The 24,271-nt window shown below is 60.7% G+C and carries 19 protein-coding genes and 2 pseudogenes; 12 read left to right on the forward strand and 9 right to left on the reverse strand.

What is annotated here, in order from left to right; genetic code table 11:
* The first annotated feature begins 252 nt into the window (after window positions 1-252).
* Window positions 253-609: a DUF1493 family protein gene (locus LRS56_25180; GenBank protein WDU62031.1), complete on the forward strand. Its 357-nt coding sequence runs from the start codon at window positions 253-255 to the stop codon at window positions 607-609.
* A gap of 188 nt (window positions 610-797) precedes the next feature.
* Here LRS56_25180 and LRS56_25185 read toward each other — a convergent pair whose 3' ends face one another.
* Complete coding sequence (locus LRS56_25185; GenBank protein WDU62032.1) at window positions 798-2,339, reverse strand: phosphoenolpyruvate carboxykinase; 1,542 nt, start codon at window positions 2,337-2,339, stop codon at window positions 798-800.
* A 179-nt stretch (window positions 2,340-2,518) separates the two neighbouring features.
* Complete coding sequence (gene hslO / locus LRS56_25190) at window positions 2,519-3,421, reverse strand: Hsp33 family molecular chaperone HslO (GenBank protein ID WDU62033.1); 903 nt, start codon at window positions 3,419-3,421, stop codon at window positions 2,519-2,521.
* Window positions 3,422-3,546: 125 nt separating this feature from the next.
* Here hslO and LRS56_25195 point away from each other — a divergent pair, with 125 nt between their 5' ends.
* The gene (locus LRS56_25195; GenBank protein WDU62034.1) at window positions 3,547-4,350 is read left to right on the forward strand and encodes a phosphatase PAP2 family protein; all 804 of its coding nucleotides are present in this window, start codon (window positions 3,547-3,549) and stop codon (window positions 4,348-4,350) included.
* 157 nt (window positions 4,351-4,507) lie between these two features.
* On the opposite strand, the gene LRS56_25200 is transcribed toward LRS56_25195, so the two are convergent.
* On the reverse strand, window positions 4,508-4,915 hold the full coding sequence (locus LRS56_25200) for a S4 domain-containing protein (GenBank protein ID WDU62035.1): 408 nt from the start codon (window positions 4,913-4,915) through the stop codon (window positions 4,508-4,510).
* A gap of 116 nt (window positions 4,916-5,031) precedes the next feature.
* Between LRS56_25200 and LRS56_25205 the strand changes: the two genes are divergently transcribed.
* The 3 genes and pseudogenes from LRS56_25205 (at window position 5,032) to rimK (ending at window position 7,208) form a co-directional block, all read left to right on the forward strand.
* A complete protein-coding gene (locus LRS56_25205; protein ID WDU62036.1) occupies window positions 5,032-5,811 on the forward strand; it encodes an EAL domain-containing protein in 780 nt (259 codons plus the stop codon).
* Between the two features lie 46 nt (window positions 5,812-5,857).
* The gene (locus LRS56_25210; protein WDU65812.1) at window positions 5,858-6,307 is read left to right on the forward strand and encodes an ATP-dependent zinc protease; all 450 of its coding nucleotides are present in this window, start codon (window positions 5,858-5,860) and stop codon (window positions 6,305-6,307) included.
* A pseudogene (gene rimK / locus LRS56_25215) lies at window positions 6,304-7,208 on the forward strand (30S ribosomal protein S6--L-glutamate ligase). Before LRS56_25210 ends, rimK begins: the two are co-directional and overlap by 4 nt.
* Before the next feature lie 110 nt (window positions 7,209-7,318).
* On the opposite strand, the gene LRS56_25220 reads toward rimK, so the two are convergent.
* Both LRS56_25220 and ompR read right to left on the reverse strand, forming a co-directional pair.
* Window positions 7,319-8,632 carry an ATP-binding protein gene (locus LRS56_25220; GenBank protein ID WDU62037.1) on the reverse strand — a complete coding sequence of 438 codons (1,314 nt, stop codon included), beginning with the start codon at window positions 8,630-8,632 and terminating at the stop codon, window positions 7,319-7,321.
* Between the two features lie 117 nt (window positions 8,633-8,749).
* Window positions 8,750-9,490 (reverse strand): two-component system response regulator OmpR, encoded by a 741-nt coding sequence (gene ompR, locus LRS56_25225; GenBank protein ID WDU62038.1) that lies wholly within the window; start codon window positions 9,488-9,490, stop codon window positions 8,750-8,752.
* Window positions 9,491-9,846: 356 nt separating this feature from the next.
* Here ompR and LRS56_25230 point away from each other — a divergent pair.
* From LRS56_25230 to tauD, 7 genes and pseudogenes are all read left to right on the forward strand, one after another.
* Window positions 9,847-12,182, forward strand: a pseudogene (locus tag LRS56_25230) (Tex family protein).
* On the forward strand, window positions 12,182-12,565 hold the full coding sequence (locus LRS56_25235) for a PaaI family thioesterase (GenBank protein ID WDU62039.1): 384 nt from the start codon (window positions 12,182-12,184) through the stop codon (window positions 12,563-12,565). Before LRS56_25230 ends, LRS56_25235 begins: the two are co-directional and overlap by 1 nt.
* Before the next feature lie 214 nt (window positions 12,566-12,779).
* On the forward strand, window positions 12,780-14,363 hold the full coding sequence (gshA, locus tag LRS56_25240; protein ID WDU62040.1) for a glutamate--cysteine ligase: 1,584 nt from the start codon (window positions 12,780-12,782) through the stop codon (window positions 14,361-14,363).
* Between the two features lie 262 nt (window positions 14,364-14,625).
* Window positions 14,626-15,603: a taurine ABC transporter substrate-binding protein gene (gene tauA, locus LRS56_25245; protein WDU62041.1), complete on the forward strand. Its 978-nt coding sequence runs from the start codon at window positions 14,626-14,628 to the stop codon at window positions 15,601-15,603.
* 17 nt (window positions 15,604-15,620) lie between these two features.
* Window positions 15,621-16,400 (forward strand): taurine ABC transporter ATP-binding subunit, encoded by a 780-nt coding sequence (gene tauB, locus LRS56_25250; protein WDU62042.1) that lies wholly within the window; start codon window positions 15,621-15,623, stop codon window positions 16,398-16,400.
* On the forward strand, window positions 16,397-17,233 hold the full coding sequence (gene tauC / locus LRS56_25255) for a taurine ABC transporter permease TauC (protein ID WDU62043.1): 837 nt from the start codon (window positions 16,397-16,399) through the stop codon (window positions 17,231-17,233). The genes tauB and tauC overlap by 4 nt, the downstream gene beginning before the upstream one ends.
* Window positions 17,234-17,244: 11 nt before the next feature.
* On the forward strand, window positions 17,245-18,081 hold the full coding sequence (tauD, locus tag LRS56_25260) for a taurine dioxygenase (GenBank protein WDU62044.1): 837 nt from the start codon (window positions 17,245-17,247) through the stop codon (window positions 18,079-18,081).
* Window positions 18,082-18,213: 132 nt separating this feature from the next.
* On the opposite strand, the gene mgrA is transcribed toward tauD, so the two are convergent.
* From mgrA to LRS56_25280, 4 genes are all read right to left on the reverse strand, one after another.
* Window positions 18,214-19,251 carry an L-glyceraldehyde 3-phosphate reductase gene (gene mgrA / locus LRS56_25265; protein ID WDU62045.1) on the reverse strand — a complete coding sequence of 346 codons (1,038 nt, stop codon included), beginning with the start codon at window positions 19,249-19,251 and terminating at the stop codon, window positions 18,214-18,216.
* A gap of 108 nt (window positions 19,252-19,359) precedes the next feature.
* Window positions 19,360-20,688, reverse strand: a complete 1,329-nt coding sequence (locus tag LRS56_25270) for an OprD family outer membrane porin (protein ID WDU65813.1) — start codon at window positions 20,686-20,688, stop codon at window positions 19,360-19,362.
* Between the two features lie 208 nt (window positions 20,689-20,896).
* Window positions 20,897-22,855, reverse strand: a complete 1,959-nt coding sequence (gene betT / locus LRS56_25275; protein ID WDU62046.1) for a choline transporter BetT — start codon at window positions 22,853-22,855, stop codon at window positions 20,897-20,899.
* Window positions 22,856-23,258: 403 nt separating this feature from the next.
* Window positions 23,259-24,185: a serine acetyltransferase gene (locus LRS56_25280; protein ID WDU62047.1), complete on the reverse strand. Its 927-nt coding sequence runs from the start codon at window positions 24,183-24,185 to the stop codon at window positions 23,259-23,261.
* Window positions 24,186-24,271: the final 86 nt, after the last annotated feature.

The following is a 24,271-nucleotide window of genomic DNA, read 5'->3' on the forward strand; positions in this document are numbered from 1 at the left end:
GGCGCTTTTTTGGCAGCCTCTACAGTGTTTCACTACAAAATCACCGACTGCAGGCTCAGAAAACGCTTCGGCATTGCGTTCATGCTAAGCGGGCTGATCCTATTATTCTGGTTACCCTACGTCGCCATCATCCTCGGCATCCAGCTACTTCCTCTGTTTCTATTCTTGCTAGGCTTAGAACTTTTCGTCACCCGAAACAAATACCGTCGGCAACACAACCAGCCCCTTCACCCACTCCTGCGTGCCCCCACCATGAACCTCGCCCCCAACTTCCCCGAAGACCCCGTGATGAAGCAGCTCTTGCAACTGCTGCACGAAGAAATCGGCCTGCCGAAACACAAGACCATTCGCCTGCAAACCTCGCTCAACTTCGACCTGGGCTGCGACGGCAGTGAAGCCAAGCAACTCATGGACGCGCTGGAGCAGGAGTTTGCCCTCGACCTAGGCGATTACGACACTTATCGTTACTTCAACCCGCCGGTCTTTGATGTGTTCCTCAAGCGACGCGCCAAGGGGCGTGGCGAGAAGGTGCCGTTGACCATTGGGATGCTCTACCTGGCCATCAAAACCAACAGCTGGGATACGCAGACGCTGGAAAACCTGAGCTGAGCGGATACAGATTTCGAACACACTAAAGTCAAATGTGGGTGCGGGCTTACTCGCGAAAAAGACGGTGTCTCAGTCAACATATTCGGCGATTGACCCTCCGCTTTCGCGGGCAAGCCCGCTCCCACATTGGGTCTGCGCGCACAAAAAAGCCGCCCACTAGGGGCGGCTTTTTTAACAGCGTCCGACTCTTACAACTTCGGACCCGCAGCCTTGATCGCATCACTCACTTCGAACTTCTTGAAGTTCTCGATGAACAGGCCGGCCAGTGCCTTCGCGGCTTCATCGTAAGCAGCCTTGTCGGCCCAGGTGTTGCGTGGGTTCAACAGGCCAGTCTCAACGCCTGGCACAGCCAATGGCACGTCGAGGTTGATGGTGTCGAGGTGTTCAGTTTCAGCACCGATCAACGCGCCGCTCTGGATCGCTGCGATGACGCCGCGAGTGGTCGGGATGTTGAAGCGTTTGCCGACGCCGTAGCCGCCGCCGGTCCAGCCGGTGTTGACCAGGTAGACCTTGGAGCCGAAACCGCGGATGCGCTTGATCAGCAGCTCAGCGTATTCACCGGCCGGGCGTGGGAAGAACGGCGCGCCGAAGCAGGTGGAGAAGGTCGACTTGATGCCGCCTCCCGAACCCATTTCGGTCGAGCCCACCAGTGCGGTGTAGCCGGACAGGAAGTGGTAGGCCGCTTGCTCTTCGCTGAGGATCGACACAGGCGGCAGAACGCCGGTCAGGTCGCAGGTCAGGAAGATCACCGCGTTTGGCTCGCCGCCCAGGTTCTTCTCGGAACGCTTGGCAACGTGCTCCAGCGGGTAGGCGGCACGGCTGTTCTGGGTCAGGCTGACGTTGGTGTAGTCGGCGTGCTTGGCGTCGTCGATCACGACGTTTTCCAGCACCGCGCCATGCTTGATGGCTTTCCAGATAACCGGCTCGTTCTTCTCGGACAGGTCGATGCACTTGGCATAGCAACCGCCTTCGATGTTGAACACCACGCCTTCGCCCCAGCCGTGTTCGTCGTCACCGATCAGGTAACGGCTTTCGTCGGCGGACAGGGTGGTTTTACCGGTGCCCGACAGACCGAAGAACAGGGTCACGTCGCCTGCTTCGCCGATGTTGGCGGCGCAGTGCATCGGCAGCACGTCGGAAGCCGGCAGCAGGTAGTTCTGCACCGAGAACATGGCTTTTTTCATTTCACCGGCGTAACGCATGCCGGCGATCAGCACTTTTTTCTGGGCGAAATTGAGGATCACGCAACCGTCGGAGTTGGTGCCGTCACGCTCTGGCACGCACTCGAAGTTGGCCACGTTGAGCACTTGCCACTCTTCACGACCGGCCGGGTTGTACTGGGCCGGGTTGATGAAAAGGCAACGACCGAACAGGTTCTGCCAGGCAGTCTGGGTGGTCATTTTCACGGCCAGGTAGTGGTCTTGCGCAGCCCCTACGTGAACATGGGAAACGAAATGCTCTTGCGCGTTGTTGAATGCCTCGACGCGAGCCCACAGGGCGTCGAACTTGTCGGCCGGGAACTTGCGGTTGATCGGGCCCCAGGCGATGGAAGCCTGGGTGGAAGGCTCTTCAACGATGAAACGGTCGACTGGCGAACGGCCGGTACGGTGACCGGTTTCGACGACCAGCGCGCCAGTATCGGCAAGCACGCCTTCACCGCGCTGCAGGGCTTCTTTGACCAGATCGTCAACACTCAGATCGGTGTATACGGCGTTATTGGCTTGCGTCATGAGGTTCCCCGTCGGCCTATGGCCGAGTGCTCCAAACGTTTTGTAGTAGAAAGTTGCGCACTACTACCGCGAAAAAAGTGGGCCGGATTATGCCAGAAAAGCCCAAAAAGAGTAGGGCCCTCCCGTCAGAACAGCGCTAATCCGGTATTCGTCAGGTGATTTACCTGTGCTTAAACGTTTTAGTGGCGGGTATCGGAAGGCGTGTCGATGCCTGCGCCGGCGAACAATTGAGCCACATCGGCAGCATCGAACAGGTAGCGCTGGTTGCAGAACTGGCAGTCGATCTCGATATGGCCGCCGTGTTCCACCACCAGATTCTGCGCATCTTCCAGGCCCAGGCTGACCAGCGCATTGGCCGAGCGCTCACGGGAGCAGCTGCAGTTGAAGCGCAGCGACTGCTCGTCGAACAGGCGCACTGCCTCTTCGTGATACAGGCGATGCAGGATGGTTTCGTTGTTCAGGCCCAGTAGCTCTTCGGCGGTCAGGGTGCCAGCCAGGGCGGTCAGCTTGCGCCAGCTATCGGTACGCTCATCGTCGTCCTTGATGCGGTCAGCGGGCAATTGCTGCAACAACAGGCCGCGGGCGCGCTTGCCGTCGGCGTTGAGCCAGAACTTGGTGCCAACTTGCTGGGACATCACGAAATAGTTGGTGAAGCAGTCCGACAGGGTTTCGCCGTCGAGGTCGACAATGCCTTGGTAGCGCTGGCCTTCAGTCGGGTCGACGGTGATCGCCAGCACGCCGTTGGCCATCAGGTCGGCAAGGGTGGCGTCCGGGGCGATCAAGTCGGCGTCGTAACGGGCCAGGCCACGGATTTCACGCTCGCTGGAACACTCGATCATCAGCATCGGCACCGGGCCTTCGGAGCGGGCCTGCAGGATCAGCAACCCGTCGAATTTCATGGTGCCTACCAGCAACGCAGCCGCCGCCATCAACTCACCGAGCAGTTGCGCGACCGGCTCCGGATAGGGGTGCTTGGCGAGGACTTCGGCGTAGCTGCGCTCCAGCGAGACCAGTTCGCCGCGGGCGTCGTTCTCGTCGAAGATAAAGCGTTGAGTGAAGTCGGTATCCGGTAGATCAGTCATAGGTCTGGGTATCTGAATTGATGACAAATTGATTACAAGGTTTATAAAATTAAACGCTTTAGCACCACATTGGTGCGGCTTTCTCCTGGAAACAGAGAGCTTAATTGAGCGAAGAGGGACAGTTTATGAACAATCCGGGTTTGTTCCAAGCCAAGTGGAACCTCCGGCGATGGGCTCTTTGCAATCTACTCGCTATCGGACTGCTGTGTTTTTGGCTGTGGCCCACGGGCCAAATGCTGTGTGTGATTTTCGACGAGTGGCTGTTTCATCTGCTCAATGACCCGCTGGCAAGCAACGCAACATGGCTGCATGTGTGGGCTGTGGCCAGTTTGCGGCCGTTTGATGCAGTGGTCGGCGTGATTTTGCTGACGCTGCTGATTCGCGGCGACTGGGTGTTCAAGGCCGTGCAGGTGCGCCAGGCGGTGTTAGGTTTTGTCGGCATTTTGTTGCTGTTGCTGTTCATCCGCATGCTGTTTTCCAAACTCGCAGCACAGATGGGCTGGCAGCACAGTAGCCCTTCAATGATGATCAGCGGGGCGATCCAGATGAGCGACTATTTCCCGGGGCTGGAGAAGACCTGGGAATTGAAGGACCGCTCGAGCCAGAGCTTTCCGGGGGATCATGCTTCGGTGTTGTTGATCTGGGGGATGTTCATGACCGTGTTCGCCAAGCGCATCGGCCAGGTGCTGGTGATCTGGGGCCTGGCGGTGTTGTTCATGATGCCGCGTCTGGTGGCGGGCGCGCATTGGGGGCAAGACGACTATATCGGTGGCGTGCTGCTGGCTTTGTTGGCGTTGGGCTGGGGTTACTACACGCCGTTTGCGGCGAAGGTATCCGGGGCGTTGCTGCGGATGACCGCGCCGGTGTTCAACTTACTCGGCAAGCTGCCAGTAGTCGGGCAGTTGAGCGTCATAAGAGCAACCCAATAACCTGTAGCGAGCGGGCTTCGTGTGGCGAGCGGGCTTGCCCGCGTTGGGGTGCGAAGCGCCCCCAGAAAAGTTGACGCCGTATTTTCAGGAAAAACCCGCGACCACGTTTTGGGACTGCTACGCAGCCCAACGCGGGCAAGCTCGCTCGCCACACCAGCTAGTCATCATTGCCACTGCCGCGAAACTTGAACAGGTCGCGGCGTTGCTTCTTGCTCGGTCTACCATCGGTGGTCATGCCGGTAGCACCCGCCTTGCGCATGGCTGCCGCGTTTTCACGCTTGGCAATGCTGGCTTCGGTCTCGGCGTACAACGCCTGGGCCTCGGGAGCGCCACGGCGCACAATCGAAAGCGCCTGGACCACTACGGTCTTTTCGTCAAAACCTGTACGAATCTGCAACTCATCACCGACACGTGGCTCTTTGCCCGGTTTGCAACGTTCGCCGCGATGGTGCACCTTGCCGCTTTCGATGGCGGCCTTGGCCAGGGCACGGGTTTTATAGAAACGCGCCGCCCACAACCACTTGTCCAAACGGACCTTTTCTTCCTCTTCCTGCTTTTGAGCCACTTGAATTCCTCGCTCTGAAAAATGTCGCAACTTTACCGTTGAAACCCTTCGACGCATAAACCCCAAGGCTCACCTAAGATACGCCAGGTAGCATCCTGTTTTCGCGAGGTTTCACCGTGACCGACTTTCCCGTTTCACTCACCTCGCCTAACCAACGGTGCGTGGGGTGCCAGCAAAGCGAGCCCTTGGGTTTCGATTTCGCTTTTGCCTACCAGCCAATCGTAGACCTTCGAGACCATTCGATTTTTGCCCACGAAGCCTTGGTGCGCGGCGTCAATGGCGAAGGGGCGATGTCGGTGCTCGACCAGGTCAACGACAGCAATCGCTACCGCTTCGACCAGCGCTGCCGCACCCAGGCGATTGCCCAGGCCGCGGCCCTGGGGATGCAATCCCACCTTTCCATCAACTTCATGCCCAACGCCGTGTACCGTCCGGAGTTGTGCATTCGCAGCACCCTGGAGGCGGCGCGCGCGCACAACTTTCCACTTGACCAGCTGATTTTCGAGACGCTGGAAAGCGAGCATGTAGATAACTATCGCCATTTGACGAATATTCTGCGTGAATATCGCGAATTCGGTTTCAAGACCGCCATCGACGATTTCGGCGCGGGCTATTCGGGACTGAATCTGCTGGCCGATTTCCAACCTGACTTGATCAAACTCGACATGGCGCTGATCCGCGATGTCGATCAGGATCGTGTCCGTCAGGTGATCGTCCAGGGGATTGTCACAATCTGTGAGCAGTTGGGGGTTACTGTCATCGCCGAAGGCATCGAAAGTGCCGGCGAGCGCGATTTCCTGTCCGACTGTGGAATATTTCTGATGCAGGGCTACTGGTTCGCCAAGCCTGCATTCAAAGCCCTGGCCGAGGTATCTCCCCGCGCCTGGGCGAATTGACCGGTTACCCATATTGAAGACATTTGACCATTTGACCGTTGTGGGTCTGCGTGAGTGGGTGGCCCTTCCCGACCTGGGAGTGGCGGGCCTGCGCGCGAAGATCGACACCGGTGCCAGCACCTCCAGCCTGCACGCCACCGATATCGAGCCGTTTGAGCGCGACGGTGAGAAGTGGGTGCGCTTTACCGCGCACCTGGGCAGCGTGGTGCAACTGCGTCACCGCCGCTGCGAAGCGCCCCTGGTGACGATGAAAACCATCAAGAGCTCCAATGGCCATGCGCAGGTGCGTTATGTGATCAGCACTACCCTGGCCTTGGGCGATCGGGTTTGGCGGGTGGAGTTCACCCTGGCCTGCCGCAAAGCCATGCGTTACCGCCTGTTGCTGGGCTCCAAGGCGCTGATTGACGGCCATTTGGTGGTCAATCCCGGCGTCAAGTACGTTCAAGACAAGCCGGTGTTCCCGGTCTCTACTATTTCTGCCCCAGGTGCTGCATGAAGATTGCTGTGCTGTCGCGAAACCCGCGTCTGTATTCCACCCGCCGCCTGGTCGAGGCCGGCACCGAACGTGGCCACGAAATGGTGGTGATCGACACGTTGCGTGCCTATATGAACATTGCCAGCCACAAGCCGCAGATCCACTACCGGGGCAAGCCGCTGGAGGGGTTTGATGCAGTGATCCCGCGGATCGGCGCTTCGGTGACGTTCTACGGCTGCGCGGTGTTGCGCCAGTTTGAAATGATGGGGGTGTTCCCCCTCAATGAATCCGTGGCCATCGCCCGCTCGCGGGACAAGTTGCGCTCGCTGCAACTGCTGTCGCGCCGGGGCATCGGCCTGCCGGTGACCGGTTTTGCCCACTCCCCGATGACATCCCGGACCTGATCGAGATGGTCAACGGCGCACCGCTGGTGATCAAAGTGCTGGAAGGCACCCAGGGCATCGGCGTGGTGTTGTGTGAAACAGCGACCGCTGCAGAGTCGGTGATCGAGGCATTTATGGGCCTCAAGCAGAACATCATGGTGCAGGAGTACATCAAGGAGGCCGGCGGTGCGGATATCCGCTGCTTCGTGGTGGGCGACAAGGTGATTGCCGCGATGAAACGCCAGGCCAAGCCCGGGGAGTTCCGCTCCAACCTGCACCGGGGTGGCAGCGCCAGCCTGATCAAGATCACCCCGGAAGAGCGCATGACCGCGCTGCGGGCGGCCAAGGTCATGGGGTTGGCCGTGGCGGGTGTGGATATCTTGCGCTCCAACCACGGGCCGCTGGTGATGGAGGTGAACTCGTCGCCGGGGTTGGAAGGGATCGAGACCACCACTGGCAAGGATGTGGCGGGCATCATCATTCAGCATCTGGAGAAGAATGGTGGGCCGAATATGACCAGAACCAAGGGTAAGGGTTGATCAGGCACATTCTGTGACACGCTGAAAACCAATGTGGGAACTGGTTGGTGTGGGAGCTGGCTTGCCTGCTCCCACACCAGCCAGCTCCCACATTTATTTGCTGTTGTTTGTCAGACCGCGTCTCTTGGCAGCATCAGGCCCAATGGCAAACGCACCCGCGCCTCCAAGCCGCCCTCTTCCCGATTACGCAGCTCAACATTGCCGCCATGCATCGACGCAATCCGACGCACAATCGCCAAGCCCAACCCCGTACCTTTACCGCCTCGCGCACGGTCGCCACGGGTAAACGGGTTGAAAATGCCTTCCAGTTCAGCCGGGTCAATCCCGGTGCCCCGGTCCATCACACTCAGCACCACATAAGGCGCGGTGCTGTCGCCAGAGACGTACGCCGCCACTTCCACATCCGAGCCGGCGTGGTGCAGGGCGTTGCCGATCAGGTTGTTCAACAGGCGCTTCATCGAGACCCGGCGCAACGCAAACGGCTGGATCGGTTCCAGGCGCATGCGCACCTGTTCACCGTTCTGGTTGTAGGGTGCGACCACTTCACGTACCAGGTCCGTGAGGTCGACCTCCTCCACCACTTCGTCACGGCCATCGCGGATAAACGCCAGGAACTGGTCGAGAATCGCGTCCATGTCCTCGATATCGCGCACCATGTCATCCGTGAGGTCGGTGTGGTTGCCCATCAACTCCAGGGACAAGCGCAATCGCGTCAGCGGTGTGCGCAAGTCATGGGACACCCCCGCCAGCATCAGCTCGCGTTCGCGCCCGGCCTGTTCGACATCCTCCGCCATCTGGTTGAACGCCCCGTACACCTCGGTCATCTCACTGGGCGTATCACTGACCGGCAGGCGCACACTGCGCCCCTGCCCCAGCTGGCGCGCAGCAAATACCAGGCGTTTGAGCGGCTGGTTGAGCTGGCGCACGAAAATCCACGCGGACGCGGTTGAAAGCAAGCCGATCGCCAGGAACCAGCCCAGCACGTTCCAGATCTTCTGCCCCCGTAACGGATGCGGGTACAACGGCACCTTCAGCCAATCCTCACCCAGGCTGGGCGCACGCACCCACAGCGCCGGCGACACATGCATGCGCAGCCGCACTTCGGTGTCTTCACCCAGTTCGGCCTGCATCTGGCGTTGGTAGATCTCACTGTAGGGCCAATGTTGCTCGCCCTCCGGCACACCGGCACCGGCGACGCGCACCAGCGTAGCCGCCTTGGCGATTTTTTCGCGGTTCTCGGGGTCGGCCGCCCAATAGGCGCGCAGCGTCAGGGCGACACCGTGGCTGTACTGCCGATCCACCAGCACGTCTTCGTTCATCAGCAGATAAACCAGCGTAAGCGCCTTGGAAAACAGAACGACGATCAGCACCAGCCAAAGGGTGCGGGAGAAGAAACTTTGCGGGAACCACAACGGGGTTTTCATAGATGACAGCTAAACACCTTGCAGGAACGAGCGGCGCTCGCAGAATTGCAGGCGCCGGGTATCCCGTAGACTCTCATGGAGCCAAACGCCGGAATACCCGCCGCTGCAAATCATCGGTCACTTGGTGGCGGTGCCATCCGGCACAAACACATAACCTACGCCCCACACCGTTTGGATATACCGTGGCTTGGACGGGTCCGGCTCGATCATCCGGCGCAGACGGGAAATCTGCACGTCGATGGAGCGCTCCAGGGCATCCCACTCCCGGCCACGGGCCAGGTTCATCAGCTTGTCGCGGGTCAGCGGCTGGCGTGCATTCATCACCAGCGCCTTGAGTACCGCGAACTCGCCGGTGGTGAGCATGTGCACTTCGTCGCCACGCTTGAGTTCACGGGTGGCCAGCGACAGTTCGTAGTCGCCAAAGGTCACGCTTTCGTCTTCGCTGCCCGGTGCGCCCGGTACCGGAGGCGCCTGGCGACGCAATACGGCTTTGACCCGCGCCATCAGCTCGTCCGGGTTGAACGGCTTGGCCAGATAGTCATCGGCGCCCAGCTCAAGACCCTTGATGCGGCTCAGCTCATCGCCCTTGGCGGTGAGCATGATGATCGGGATCTGGTTGTTCGCACCGCGCAGGCGTTTGCAGGCGGTCAGGCCGTCTTCGCCGGGCAGCATCAGGTCGAGCACCACCAGATTGAATACTTCACGCCCCAACAGGCGGTCCATCTGCTCGGTGTTCGGCACCGCGCGGGCACGATAGCCCTTGGAGTTGAAGAAGCGCTCCAGCAGGCTGCTCAGCCCCGGATCGTCATCAACGATGAGAATTTTTTCGCCTTCAGCAGTTTGTGCAGTGCTGCTCATTAGATGCTCCTCTTATCTCGGCGCGCATTATGGCGTAGCTGCCGTTATACGCACGGTGTGCATTGTTAGCAGATTTTTCCTCTACCGCCAGTAAACCCGCGCTCTGCAACCTTCGGCGCAATCCCCACCCAGGGCAGAACGCTGGTTATAATGCGCCGCCTTTGTGCAGGGTAATGTCAGACTTTACTGCTTACTGCCTTACCGATTTTCTCAGCGGCGGGCAGCAACTTTCCGATTTCGAGGGTCAATAGGCAGCCTCTTGACCCAGGCAGCGGCGCCGACAGGGCCGCTCAACCAGCCTCGCAACGCCTTGTTTTCCGGGCCTGCGAGCTGCTTTCAGAATTTCAGGTGGTTTTATGGACAGCATCAACAGCCGCATTGCCGAGGAACTCGGTGTACGCCCACAACAGGTCGAAGCGGCCGTCGCTCTACTGGATGAAGGCTCCACGGTGCCTTTCATCGCCCGTTACCGTAAAGAAGTGACCGGCAGCCTCGACGACACCCAATTGCGTCACCTGGAAGAACGCCTGCGCTACCTGCGAGAACTCGACGAACGGCGCATCAGCATCCTCGCCAGCATCGAGGAACAGGGCAAGCTGACCCCACAACTGGAACGCGACATCAAGCTCGCCGACACCAAGACCCGCCTCGAAGACCTTTACCTGCCCTACAAGCAAAAGCGCCGCACCAAGGGCCAGATCGCCCTGGAAGCCGGCCTGGGCGAACTGGCCGACGGTCTGTTCAACGACCCGGCGCTGACCCCGGAAACCGAAGCTGCACGCTTTATCGACGCCGAAAAAGGCGTTGCCGACGTCAAGGCCGCCCTGGAAGGCGCCAAGTACATCCTGATGGAGCGTTTCGCCGAAAACGCCAGCCTGCTGGAAAAACTGCGCACCTACCTCAAGCAGGAAGCCACCCTCAGCGCCCGCGTTATCGCCGGCAAAGAGGAAGAAGGCGCCAAATTCCGCGACTATTTCGAGCACGACGAGCCGCTCAAGAGCATGCCGTCGCACCGTGCGCTGGCGATTTTCCGCGGCCGCAACGAGGGCATTCTCAGCTCCGCGCTGAAGGTCGGCGACGAGCTACCGGGCACCATGCACCCGTGCGAAGGCATGATCGGGCAACAATTCGGCATCCAGAATCAGAATCGTCCTGCGGACAAGTGGCTCGGTGAAGTCGTGCGCTGGACCTGGAAGGTCAAGCTCTACACCCACCTGGAAACCGACCTGCTCGGCGAACTTCGCGACGGCGCCGAAACCGAGGCGATCAACGTATTCGCTCACAACCTGCACGACCTGCTGCTGGCCGCGCCGGCCGGCCCGCGTGCAACGCTGGGCCTCGACCCGGGCCTGCGCACCGGCTGCAAGGTCGCCGTGGTCGATGCCACCGGCAAGCTGCTGGACCACGCCACCGTGTACCCGCATGTGCCGCACAACAAGTGGGACCAGACCCTCGCGATCCTCGCCGCGCTGTGCGCCAAGCATGCGGTGGACCTGATCGCCATCGGCAACGGCACCGCCAGCCGTGAAACCGACAAGCTGGCCGCCGAACTGATCAAAAAATACCCAGCCATGAAGATGACCAAGGTCATGGTCTCCGAGGCTGGCGCTTCGGTGTATTCGGCGTCGGAGCTGGCATCCAAGGAATTCCCGGACCTCGACGTGTCGATCCGTGGCGCGGTGTCCATCGCTCGTCGCCTGCAGGACCCACTGGCCGAACTGGTGAAGATCGACCCTAAATCCATCGGCGTCGGCCAGTACCAGCACGACGTGTCGCAGCTGAAACTGGCGCGTGGCCTGGATGCCGTGGTGGAAGACTGCGTAAACGCCGTGGGCGTCGACGTGAACACCGCCTCCGTGGCGTTGCTGGCGCGTATCTCCGGCCTGAACACCACCCTGGCGCAGAATATCGTGACTCACCGTGACGAAAACGGCGCGTTCAAGACCCGCGCCGCGCTGAAAAAAGTCGCCCGCCTTGGTGAAAAAACCTTCGAACAGGCCGCCGGTTTCCTACGCGTAATGAACGGCGACAACCCGCTGGACGCCTCCGCCGTTCACCCGGAAGCCTACCCGCTGGTGCAGCGCATTGCCGCCGAGACCGACCGCGATATCCGCTCGCTGATCGGCGACGCGGCGTTCCTCAAGCGCCTGGATCCGAAGAAGTACACCGACGAAACCTTCGGCGTGCCGACCATCACCGACATCCTGCAAGAGCTGGAAAAACCTGGCCGCGACCCGCGCCCGGGTTCAAGACCGCCGAGTTCCGGGACGGCGTCGAAGACCTCAAGGACCTGCAACTGGGCATGATCCTCGAAGGCGTGGTGACCAACGTGACCAACTTCGGCGCCTTTGTAGACATCGGCGTGCATCAGGACGGTTTGGTGCATATTTCCGCGCTTTCGGAGAAGTTCATCAAGGACCCGCGTGAGGCGGTGAAAGCCGGTGATGTGGTGAAGGTCAAGGTCATGGAGGTGGACATCCCGCGCAAACGTGTCGGCCTGTCGATGCGCATGAGCGACACCCCCGGCGAGAAAATCGACGGTGCCCGTGGCGCACGCCCCGGCTCGGCCCCACGCCAGTCGCAAAACCGCTCCGAAAACAGTGCACCACGCAAGGAAACCGCGACCGCAGCGCCGAGCAACAACGCCATGGCCTCGCTGTTCGCCAATGCCAAACAGTTGAAGAAACGTTGATGGAAATCCCGGCTGGCTTGACCCAAAGCGCTTTCAGCGAGCTGATCGGCTGCCGCCTGCAACGCCTGGATGAGGGCGTTGCCGAGGTGGCCCTGACCCTGGAGCCGCACCTGCGCAATCGCGCGGGCAAGCTCCATGGCGGGGCGATTTTCAGCCTGGTGGACATCACCATGGGCCTGGCGTGCTCCAGCTCCCATGGTTTTGACCAGCAGAGCGCGACCATCGAGTGCAAGATCAACTACATCCGCGCCGTGGAAGAGGGCGACGTGTTGTGCACCAGTCGGGTGATTCACGCCGGTCGACGCACTTTGGTGGTTGAGGCCGACGTGTACCAGGACGAACGACTTGTCGCAAAAGCACAGGGCACCTTCGCTGTCCTATAGCTCCCCACCCTCGATTTGAGTTAATTTCGGCGCTGCGACAACAGCGTCGGAATTTTCTTGCTGCGCTATAGCCCAATTCATGGAGTGAAGTAGGCTTTTTCATTGCGGGTCAAATCGACTCAAAACCAGGCGATAACGCCAGTTTCAACTTCACCCTTGTAGACCGTCCTGCCCACCCCCATATTGGGGCGACTGACGCGTGAAGGAATCCAACTTGAGCGAACTTCTCAACCGCCGCCTGGCCCTGCTCGGCAAGCGCGAACACCTCTCCCTGCTAGAGCAATGCTTGCACGGCATCGAGCGTGAATGCCTACGCGTCACCGGTGAGGGTCGCCTGGCGCAAACGCCGCACCCTGAAGCCCTGGGCGCCGCGTTGACCCACGAACAGATCACCACCGACTACTCGGAATCGTTGCTGGAGTTCATCACCCCAGCCCTGCCCAACCCGGCCGATACCCTGAGCAGCCTGGACAAGATCCACCGCTTTGCCTACAGCAAGCTGGGCAGCGAATACCTGTGGAGCCCCTCGATGCCGTGCCCGTTGCCGGCCGAGGAAGATATTCCGATTGCCTACTACGGCACCTCCAATATCGGACAGCTCAAGTACGTGTATCGCAAGGGCCTGGCCCTGCGGTACGGCAAGACCATGCAGTGTATTGCCGGCATCCACTACAACTTTTCCCTGCCGGAAAAGTTGTGGCCGTTGCTCAAGGAGACTGAAGGCTTCGTCGGCACCGACCGCGACTACCAGTCCACTGCCTATATCGCGCTGATCCGTAATTTCCGCCGTTACAGCTGGCTGCTGATGTACCTGTTTGGTGCCTCGCCAGCCCTGGACGCGGGTTTCCTGCGCGGTCGTTCGCACCAGCTGGAAGTGCTGGACGCCGACACCCTGTACCTGCCCTATGCCACCAGCCTGCGCATGAGCGACCTGGGTTACCAGAGCAACGCCCAGGCCGGCCTGACGCCGTGCTACAACGACCTGAGCAGCTACACCGACAGCCTGCGCGAAGCGGTGGCAACGCCTTACGCGCCGTACGTCGAAGTCGGCACGCACAAGGACGGTGAGTGGGTGCAGCTCAACACCAACATCCTGCAGATCGAAAACGAGTACTACTCCAATATCCGCCCCAAACGGGTGACCTACACCGGCGAGCGGCCGATCCAGGCGCTGGTGGCCCGTGGCATCCAGTACATCGAAGTGCGCTGCCTGGACATCAACCCGTTCCTGCCGATGGGTATCGACCTGCCGGAATCGCGTTTCCTCGACGCCTTCCTGCTGTACTGCGCGCTGAATGACAGCCCGCTGTTCGCCGACAACGAGTGCGGCAATGCCACGTCCAACTTCCTCAGCGTGGTCAAGGAAGGTCGCCGCCCGGGCCTGCAATTGCAGCGCAAGGGCCAGGCGGTGGACATGAAGGAATGGGCCACCGAGCTGCTTGAGCAGATTGCGCCGCTGGCGGCCTTACTGGATCAAAGCCACGGCATCACTGAACACAGCCAGGCGCTCGACGCCCAACTGGCCAAGGTCAAGGATCCGTCCCTGACCCCTTCGGCCCAAGTGCTGGCGGCGATGGCCGAGCGCAAAGAGAGTTTTGCGCAGTTCTCCCTGCACCAGAGCGAAGTGCATGCCGAGCATTTTCGCAGCGAGCCGTTGGCTGCCGAGGAACAAGCACGCTTTGAAGAGCTGGCGCGCACGTCGCTGGCACAGCAGGCGGAACTGGAGCAGAACGAAGTGGGCGATTTCGATGTATTTGTCGGGTCGTACCAGGCGAGCATTCTGGCGATCAGCAACTAAGCCTTATGCACAAAGCCCTGTGGGAGCAGGGCTTTTGTGGGAGCCGGGCTTGCCCGCGATGCAGACGCCTCAGTATTTCAGTAGTACCGAGTCAAGGCTTTCGCAGGCAAGCCGGCTCCCACCTTTGCCCTCACCCGCCGGAAGAATGGGCGCCACTTTTCTGCTAATAAGCTAATTCGAAAATGTTATTTATTTTCGGATTCTTAGATCATTTAGTCTCCTCACACGCCGACCCTCGGCCGCCTGATTGAGGAGCTTCCCCTTGAAACTGTTAACCCCTCTGCGCCTCCTTGCGGCGTTGTCCCTGGCCGGTGCCAGCCTGTTTGCCCAGGCGGCGGATGTGACCATCGCCTACCAGACCACCGTGGACCCGGCGAAAGTCGCCCAGGCCGACGGCGCGTACGAAAAAGCCACCAATGCCAAGATCGACTGGCGCAAATTCGACAATGGCGCCGACATCATCGCCGCCATCGCCTCCGGCGACGTGCAGATCGGCTACCTCGGTTCCAGCCCGCTGACCGCTGCCATCACCCGCAAAGTGCCGGTGGAAACGTTCCTCGTCGCCACCCAGATCGGCGGCGCCGAAGCCCTGGTGGCGCGCAACGGTTCGGGGATCAACAGCCCGCAGGACCTGGTCGGCAAGAAGGTCGCCGTGCCGTTCGTGTCCACCGGCCACTACAGCCTGCTAGCCGCGCTGAAGCACTGGAACATCGACCCGTCGAAAGTCACCATCCTCAACCTCGCGCCACCGGCGATCATTGCTGCGTGGAAGCGCGGTGATATCGACGCCACCTACGTATGGGACCCCGCCCTGGGCGTGGCCAAGGAAAACGGCAAGGTGCTGATCACCTCCGGCGAGCTGGCCAAGTTTGGGGCGCCGACCTTCGATGCGTGGATCGTGCGTAAGGATTTTGCCGAGAAGCACCCGGAAATCGTCACCGCCTTCGCCAAAGTCACCCTGGACGCCTACGCCGCGTACCGCAAAGACCCACAAGCCTGGCTCGCCGACAAAGACAACGTCGACAAGCTGGTCAAGCTCTCCGGCGCCAAGGCCACTGACATCCCATTGCTACTGCAAGGCAACGTCTACCCGCTGGCCGCTGACCAGGTGACCCTGCTGGGCGCACCGACCACCAAGGCCGTGACCGACACCGCTGCGTTCTTGAAGGAACAAGGCAAGGTCGACGCCGTGCTGCCGGACTACGCCCCATATGTCAGCGCCAAGTTCATCACTAACTGATTCGGGAGTTCATCGCGATGGCCTTGCTACAACTGGAGCGCATCAGCGCACAGTACCCAGGCGCCACACAACCGGTACTGTCTGACATTTCACTCGACCTCGGGCCCCAGCAATTGCTGGTCGCCCTCGGCCCGTCCGGCAGTGGCAAGACTTCGCTGTTGAACCTGATCGCCGGTTTTGTCGAACCTTCCGCCGGGCGCATAACCCTCGACGGTGTTCCGGTCAAAGGGCCCAGCGCCGAACGCGGCGTGGTGTTCCGGGACGACGCCCTGCTGCCCTGGCAGGACGTGCTGGCCAATGTCGGCTTCGGCCTGGAGCTGGCCGGTGTGCCCAAGGCGCAACGTGAAATTCGCGCCCGGGAGATGCTGGCCCTGGTCGACCTGGCCGGTTTCGACAGCCGCCGCATCTGGCAGCTCTCCGGCGGCCAGAAGCAGCGTGTCGGCCTGGCCCGCGCCCTGGCGGCAGACCCGCGGGTATTGCTGATGGACGAACCCTTCGGCGCCCTCGATGCCTTCACCCGCGAACAGATGCAGGAATTGCTCCTGCAAGTCTGGCGGCGCACGGCCAAACCGGTGTTTCTGATTACCCACGACATTGAAGAGGCGGTATTCCTCGCCACCGATTTGATTCTGCTGGCGCCCAACCCAGGCCAGATCGTCGAGCGCCTGCACCTGGACTTCGGCCAGCGCTACGCCGCCGGTGAGTCGGCGCGGGCAATCAAGTCCGACCCGCGTTTTATCGAAACCCGCGAACACGTGCTGGGCAAAGTGTTCTCGCAACGGCAGGTGTCCGCATGAGCAGCTACGAACTCCCCGCCACCGCCGCCAAGCCGGTGGCGCACACCGTGATTGCGGTGCGCCGCAGCCTGAGCACGCGCTGGATCAGCCTGCTGACGTTAGTCGCTTTGCTGGCGATCTGGTGGGCGGTGACGGCCACCGGTTTGATCGAACCGCTGTTCCTGCCACCGCCGTCGGCCGTGTTGCAAAAAGGCTGGCTGCTGGCGACCACCGGCTATATGGACTCCACGTTGTGGCAGCATCTGGGCGCAAGCTTGAGCCGTATCGGCCTGGGCCTGGGCTTTGCGGTGCTGACCGCCGTGCCGGTGGGCATTGCCATCGGCTCCAACCGCATCGCCCGGGGCATTCTCGACCCGCTGATCGAGTTCTACCGGCCGATTCCGCCCCTGGCCTACCTGCCGCTGATCGTGATCTGGTGCGGCATCGGCGAGCTGTCCAAGGTGTTGCTGATTTACCTGGCGATCTTTGCACCGATCGCCATCGCCACCGCGACCGGCGTACGCACGGTCGACCCGGCCAAACTGCGTGCCGCGCAATCATTAGGGGCGACCCGCGCCCAGCTGATTCGCCATGTGATCCTGCCGAGCGCCTTGCCCGACATCCTCACCGGCGTGCGCATCGGCTTGGGTGTGGGCTGGTCGACGTTGGTTGCGGCTGAGCTGATCGCAGCCACCAGCGGCCTGGGTTTTATGGTGCAGTCGGCGGCGCAGTTCCTGGTGACCGATGTGGTGGTGCTGGGGATTCTGGTGATCGCGCTGATTGCCTTCGCCATGGAAATGGGCCTGCGCGCCCTGCAGCGCAAATGGGTGCCCTGGCATGGCCAGGCACATTGAGTGAGAACAGCATGAGCAGCCTGACCGTTACGCCATTAAGTACCGCCCTCGGCGCCCAGATCAGTGGCGTCGATATCACCCAGCCGTTGAAACTGGAACAGCGCGACGCCATCGAACAGGCGTTGCTCACGCACTCGGTGTTGTTCTTTCGCGGCCAACCGATCACCCCGCAGCAACAGGCGCGGTTCGCGGCGAGTTTTGGTGACCTGCATATTCACCCGATCTACCCCAACGTGCCGGAACAGCCCGAAGTGCTGATCCTCGACACCGCCGTCACCGACGTGCGCGACAACGCCGTATGGCACACCGACGTGACCTTCCTGCCCACCCCGGCCCTCGGCGCGGTGCTCAGCGCCAAGCTGCTGCCGGCGTTCGGCGGCGATACCTTGTGGGCCAGCGGGATTGCGGCGTATGAGGCGTTGTCGCAACCGTTGAAGGTGCTGCTCAACGGGCTGACGGCGACCCACGACTTCACCAAATCCTTCCCGCTGGAGCGCTTCGGCAACACCGCCGAAGACCTGGCGCGCTGGGAAGAAACCCGCAAGAAAAACCCTCCGCTGTCGCACCCGGTGGTGCGTACGCACCCGGTGAGTGGGCGTAAATCGCTGTTTGTGAGTGATGGGTTTACCACCAAGATCAATGAGCTGGAGCCAGCGGAAAGCGAGGCGATTCTGAAGCTGCTGTTTGCTCACGCGACACGCCCGGAATTCACCATTCGCTGGCGCTGGCAGGAGAATGATGTGGCGTTCTGGGACAACCGCGTGACCCAGCATTACGCGGTGGATGATTACCGGCCGCAGCGGCGGGTGATGCATCGGGCGACGATTCTGGGGGATGTGCCCTTCTAGCTTTCAAACACACTGGAAATCAAGGTGGGAGCTGGCTTGCCTGCGATAGCGGTGAGTCAGCAACAGATTCATTGACTGACACACCGCTATCGCGGGCAAGCCCGGCTCCCACATTGACCGGGTTACGCCAGGTTATTCAGCGGTAGACGGTTTTTCCCACAGGTTAATCCCGCCTTCCTGCGCAAACCGATCAATCTCCGCCAGCTCTTCGGCACTGAAGCTCAAGTTCTTCAACGCGCCAACGTTCTCGATGATCTGCTCCGGCCGGCTTGCACCGATCAGTGCGCTGGTCACCCGTGGGTCACGCAGGGTCCAGGCCAGGGCCAGTTGCGCCAGGCTCTGGCCGCGACGCTTGGCGATTTCATTCAGCGCACGCACGTGCGCGATGTTTTCTTCGGACAGGTGCTTGGCCTGCAACGAACCGCCGCCCGGGCGATTGACCCGTGCATCCGCCGGCACGCCATTGAGGTACTTGTCGGTGAGCAAACCCTGGGCCAGCGGCGTGAAGGCAATCACCCCGGCTCCGAGCTCTTCGGTGGTGTCCAGCAGGTCTTTTTCCACCCAGCGGTTGAGCAGGTTGTAGGCCGGTTGGTGGATCAGCAGCGGCACTTTCCACTCTTTGAGCAAGGCCGCGATTTCGCGGGTTTTGACCCCGGAATACGACGAGATGCCGATGTACAGTGCCTTGCCCTGTTGCACGGCAGTGGCGAGGGCGCTGGCGGTCTCTTCCAGCGGGGTGTCGGCGTCAAAACGGTGGGAGTAGAAAATATCCACATAGTCGACGCCCAGGCGCTGCAGGCTTTGGTCCAGGCTCGCCAGGATGTATTTGCGTGAGCCGCCGCCCTGGCCGTACGGGCCGGGCCACATGTCCCAGCCGGCTTTGCTCGAGATGATCAGTTCGTCGCGGTAGTGCTTGAAGTCTTCGCGCAGCAAACGGCCGAAATTGATCTCGGCGCTGCCGTAGGGCGGGCCGTAGTTGTTGGCCAGGTCGAAGTGGTTGATCCCCAGGTCGAACGCGGTGCGCAGCAGGGCGCGCTGGGTGTCGATCGGGGTGCTGTCGCCAAAGTTGTGCCACAGCCCCAGGGACAGTGCAGGCAGCACCAATCCACTGCGGCCTACGCGGCGATACGGGATAGATTCATAGCGGTTTTCGGCAGCAATGTAAGTCATCGAATCCTCTCTTGGACGTAGGCAAATAAGGCCCAGGAATAAGGTTATTCCTGGGCCTTTTAACCAGCTGAATCGCTTAAGTCTGCCCTTCCGTTTTACAGCAATTGCCTACCAGAGTGGAACGACGTAGCTGACATAAAAGCGGTTTTCATCTTGCACGGTGGCGCCGGTAATGTCGGGGCTCGCGTGCGCGTTTTTCCAGGTTACGCCAAGGCCCTTGAGGGTGCCGGTGGGTACTTGGTAGGCCACGGCAACGTTGCGCTCCCATTCGCTGGTAGTGCCCTGCGCGGTGCGGATGTCATCGCCATGGGCATAGGCGGCGGAGAACGACAGGCCGGTGAGGCCGAGTTTGCCGAAGTCATACTTGTACTGCGCAAGCCAGGTGCGTTCGCCGGCGTGCTGGAATTTGTTCAGTTGCATGTTGGTCAGCGCCGGGGTGTCGGCACCCGAGCCGGGACCTTGGCGGTTGTCGCCGCTGTTCAGGCCGGAGTCGAGGTAAGGGAAATCGCTGTCGCCGCTGTTTTTCTGGATCCCCAGGCCCACGGTATGGCCGTCCAGGCTGTAGCTTTCCAGCAAGCTGACGGTGGACTGGTTGATGCGCCCCTTGTTCACGCCGTCGCCGTAGAGGCCGGCTGCCGCGTAATCCTTATCGCCATCGGCGTTGCCGCCCACGCCCAGGCTGCGGAACATGCGCAGGTCGGTGTCGATTGCACCGACCGACAAGGCGTCATGGCGTTTGGCACCGAGGAAGAACTGCTGGTAGTAATCCTCAAGGTTGGAGTACCACAGGCTGACGGTGGTGTTTTGAATGCCGGTGTAATCCGCCCCGCCGAACAGGAAGCGATCGCTCTCTTTGGTACCGCCGGCGGTGATCATGCCCTGGTCGCCGGTTTCGTTACGGATCTTGGTCTTGAGGATGTCGCCACCGGTAAAGGTGAAGTCGGTGAGGTCCTTGGACACCAGCTGCACGCCGGTATTGGTTTGCTGGTACAGGCGGCCGTCGGTGTTGGCCAGCACCGGGTTGTTGCCGTACAGCGTACCGACGCGCAACTCGTCCTTGGCAAAGCGCATCTTGAACGTGGGGCTGAGCACGCCGAACTGGTCGGCGGACTTGCCGTTGTCCAGCGGGAACATGCTGCCGGGATAGCGGCCCTGGTGGTCCTTGTCGTTTAGGTCACCACCGGAATCCAGTTTCAAGCCGTAGAACGCTTGCAGGTCCAGCCCAAAGCCCACCGGCCCCTCGGTGTAGCCGGACTTGAAGTTGAACTCGAAACCCTGGCCCCAATCACGAATGCTGTGGGCCTTGGCGTTGCTGTTCACCACATCCCGTCCCTGCTGGTTGAGATAGCGGTTGAGCAGGGTCACGTCGGCGTGGCTGTCATCGATAAAATCGGCGTGGGCGGACAGCATAAAGCTCGCCATGGCGGCACCCACCATGGGGCTTATTAACGTCTTCATTGTTACCGGTCTCCGTCACTGTTCTGAAATGAAAGCGTCAAACGCTTCACACAATTACGCAGTGGCCAGATGACAGTTGCGCGTCAAAACCGGGCTTTGACGGATGAAATTAAGTTTAAGAAAGCCCCGTAGAACGGGGCTTTGCGGGGATTTTTGTGGGAGCGGGCAAGCCCGCTACCACAGGTGACTAGCGCACCAAGTGCAGGAACTGCAGGTGTCGCTCGTACTGGTCGAGGATGTCGTTGATGATCTGCTCTTTGGTGTAGCCCACCAGATCGTAGTCCTGGCTGCCCTCGCTCAAGTGCACTTCCGCCCGGTAGTAGCGGCGGTTATTGAGCTCTTTGGAGCCCATGCCGCCACGGGCGAAGGACGGTGTGAAGTAACCGCGCATCTGCACCTGATAGACAAAGGGATGCTCTTCGCCATGGCCGATTTCCAGGCTCACGTTGTCGTTGGCCGGGTCCGGCTGGGTGACCACACTCAAGCCTTTCTCGACAAATACCGCCGTCACTTCTTCAATCGCCGGGCGTACTGTCGATTCAAGGAAACGGTACACCTCATCGCGCGATGGGAAGTGCACGGCCTGGCTCAAACGCTGGCGCCAGCCACCTTTGCCTTTGCGCGATGCCGAAACCGGTGCCAGCGAATGCAGCTGGGCAATCTGCTTTTGCGACTCCAAGTGGAACGCCTTGTGCAGCCCCCACATCATCAGCAGCAAAATCATCGAGAACGGCAACGAGGTCAGTACCACCGCTGATTTGAGCGAATCGATGCTGCCGGCAAACAGCAACGCACTGGTGACCAGGGCGGTCATCGCGCCCCAGAACACCCGCAGCCACTTCGGCCCGTCTTCGTCGGCGTTGCCGCCCTTGGACGACAGGGTCGAGAGCACCACAGTGCCGGAGTCCGCCGACGTGACGAAGAACACGAAGCTGATAAACACCGTAACGGCGATCACGGTTTTGCTCCACGGGTAGGTTTCCAGCAGCAGGTAGAGGCTCATCGACGGGTCATCGATGGCCGACTGCCCGAGCGCCGTCAGCCCGTGGTTGAGCACCTGATCGATGGCGCTGTTGCCGAAGATCGACATCCACGCCAGGGTGAAACCCAGCGGGATCAGCAGCACCCCGAACACGAACTCACGGATGGTCCGGCCGCGGGAAATCCGCGCAATAAACAGGCCCACGAACGGCGACCACGCGATCCACCAGGCCCAGTAGAACACCGTCCAACCGCCCAGCCAGTCACTGGGTTTGTCGTAGGCGTACACATCAAAACTCTTGGTCGGCAAGGCGCCCAAGTAGTCGCCGATGTTCTGGATCAAGGTATTGAGCAAATGCTGGGTAGGCCCGGCAAACAACACGAACAGCAGCAGCGCGCAGGCCAGCAGCATGTTGATATCGGACATCACCCGCACGCCCTTATCGACGCCGGCCACAGCAACGAGGATCGCGGCGCCCATCATCAGAGTGATCAGGCCGACCTGAATCCACTGGGTGTGGGCGATGCCGAACAGGTAGTCGAGGCCGGAGTTGAGGTGCAGCACACCAAAACCCATGTCGGCACCGAGACCAAACACCGTGGCGATGATGCCGAAGCCATCCACCGCATAACCGATGGGCCCGTTGATGCGCTTGCCGATCAGGGGGTACAACGCCGAGCGCAGCGCCAGCGGCAGGTTATGCCGGTAGGCGAAATATGCCAGCGCCATGCCGACAAAGGCGAACACGCCCCAGCCATGCAGGCCCCAGTGCAGAAACAGGATCTGCATGGCCTGGCGCGCCGCATCGGCGTTCATCGGCGCGCCCTGGGGCGGTTGCACCAGGTGCGTCAGCGGCTCGGACACGCAGAAGAAAAACAGCGTGATGCTGATCCCTGCAGCGAACAGCATGCCGGCCCAGGACAGATAACTGAATTCGGGCTCGTCGTGGTCGGCACCGAGTTTTATCTTGCCGTAGCCCGATAGCGCGGTGACCACCACGAAGACCAGATACAGGGTCATCGCCAGCATGTAGTACCAGCCGACCGTGTTGGCCGCCCAGTTTTGCGCGGCCAGCAGCCAGGCACCGGCCTGTTGCGGGATAGCGATGACAGTGATGCCGAACAGCAAGATGAAGGTGGCGGCAAAGTAAAAAAACGGGCGCATTCATGCGCACCAGGCCGCTGGGTGGGGTGGACGATGCACTCATGAACGATGCACCCCGAGGGTGTGGGATGTGGCTGTAAATAACGGACTCAGCAAAGGTAAGCCTCCTGTTGTGAGCGGGCAGCGAACCACCGGTTTAACTTGAACGAACATTCAAGTTAAACATGGATCGGCGGTTTGGGATTAATCGCAGGGCTGAGTGGTAGGTTATTCCTACACTAGCTCAAGGAAAGGTATGACGGGCAGATGAGGCAAATCGTTCAGCGATTTGGATTTGAAATGCACACAAAAATGTGGGAGCTGGCTTGCCTGCGATAGCGGAGCATCCGTCAACACATTGGTTGCTGACAGGCAGCTATCGCAGGCAAGCCAGCTCCCACAGGTGATCGGTGTTTGTCAGGGATTACTTCTGCGCCCCATCATCATGCTGCAAATTCGCCTGCGTGATGTTCGCCCCCGCCGGCACACTTCGGGTCAGCCACACATTGCCGCCGATGGTCGAGCCCTTGCCGATGGTGATGCGCCCCAGGATCGTCGCCCCGGCATAGATCACCACATCATCCTCAACAATCGGGTGACGTGGATGGCCCTTCTGCAACTGCCCATCCTCATCCGCCGGGAAGCGCTTGGCCCCCAAAGTCACGGCCTGGTAAATGCGCACCCGCTCGCCGATGATCGCGGTTTCGCCGATCACTACACCCGTTCCATGATCGATAAAGAAACTCGGGCCGATCTGCGCGCCCGGGTGGATATCAATACCAGTGGCCGAGTGGGCAATTTCCGCGCTGATCCGCGCCAACAGCGGCAACCCGGCGCGATACAAGTGGTGCGCCAGGCGATGGTGAATCACCGCCAGAATCCCCGGATAGCACAGCAACACTTCATCTACGCTGCGCGCAGCCGGGTCGCCGTGGTAGGCGGCCAGCACGTCGGTGTCCAGCAGGCTGCGCAGGGACGGCAAGGCCAACGCGAAATCCTGGATCAGGCGGATGGCCAACGCGTCCACTGCGCCGTCATCCTGGCCCCCTTGGCGTGCGGCGTAACGCAACTCCAGGCGAGCCTGGGCGAGCAACGCATTCAAGGCGACATCAAGGGTGTGGCCGACGTAAAAGTCTTCACTCTCTTCACGCAGGTCCACCGGCCCCAGGCGCATCGGAAACAGCGCCCCGCACAGCGATTCGAGGATTTGCGCCACGGCCTCGCGGGACGGCAATTCGCGGCCGCCATGCTCGCCGCTCAAGCGGCCATTGCGCGTTCGCCACTGGTCCCGGGCGCCGCGCAGTTGACTGACGATGGTCTGCAATTGCCAATGACTGGAACGCTCACTCACGGTATTCACTCCTGACGAAATGCCCACCACTTTACGGTATGCACCCAGCCCGCCCTTAAGAACCAATGGTGTGATGCTAAGAATCA

The sequence above is a fragment of the Pseudomonas poae genome (assembly GCA_028869255.1).
Taxonomy (GTDB): Bacteria; Pseudomonadota; Gammaproteobacteria; order Pseudomonadales; family Pseudomonadaceae; genus Aquipseudomonas; species Aquipseudomonas poae_C.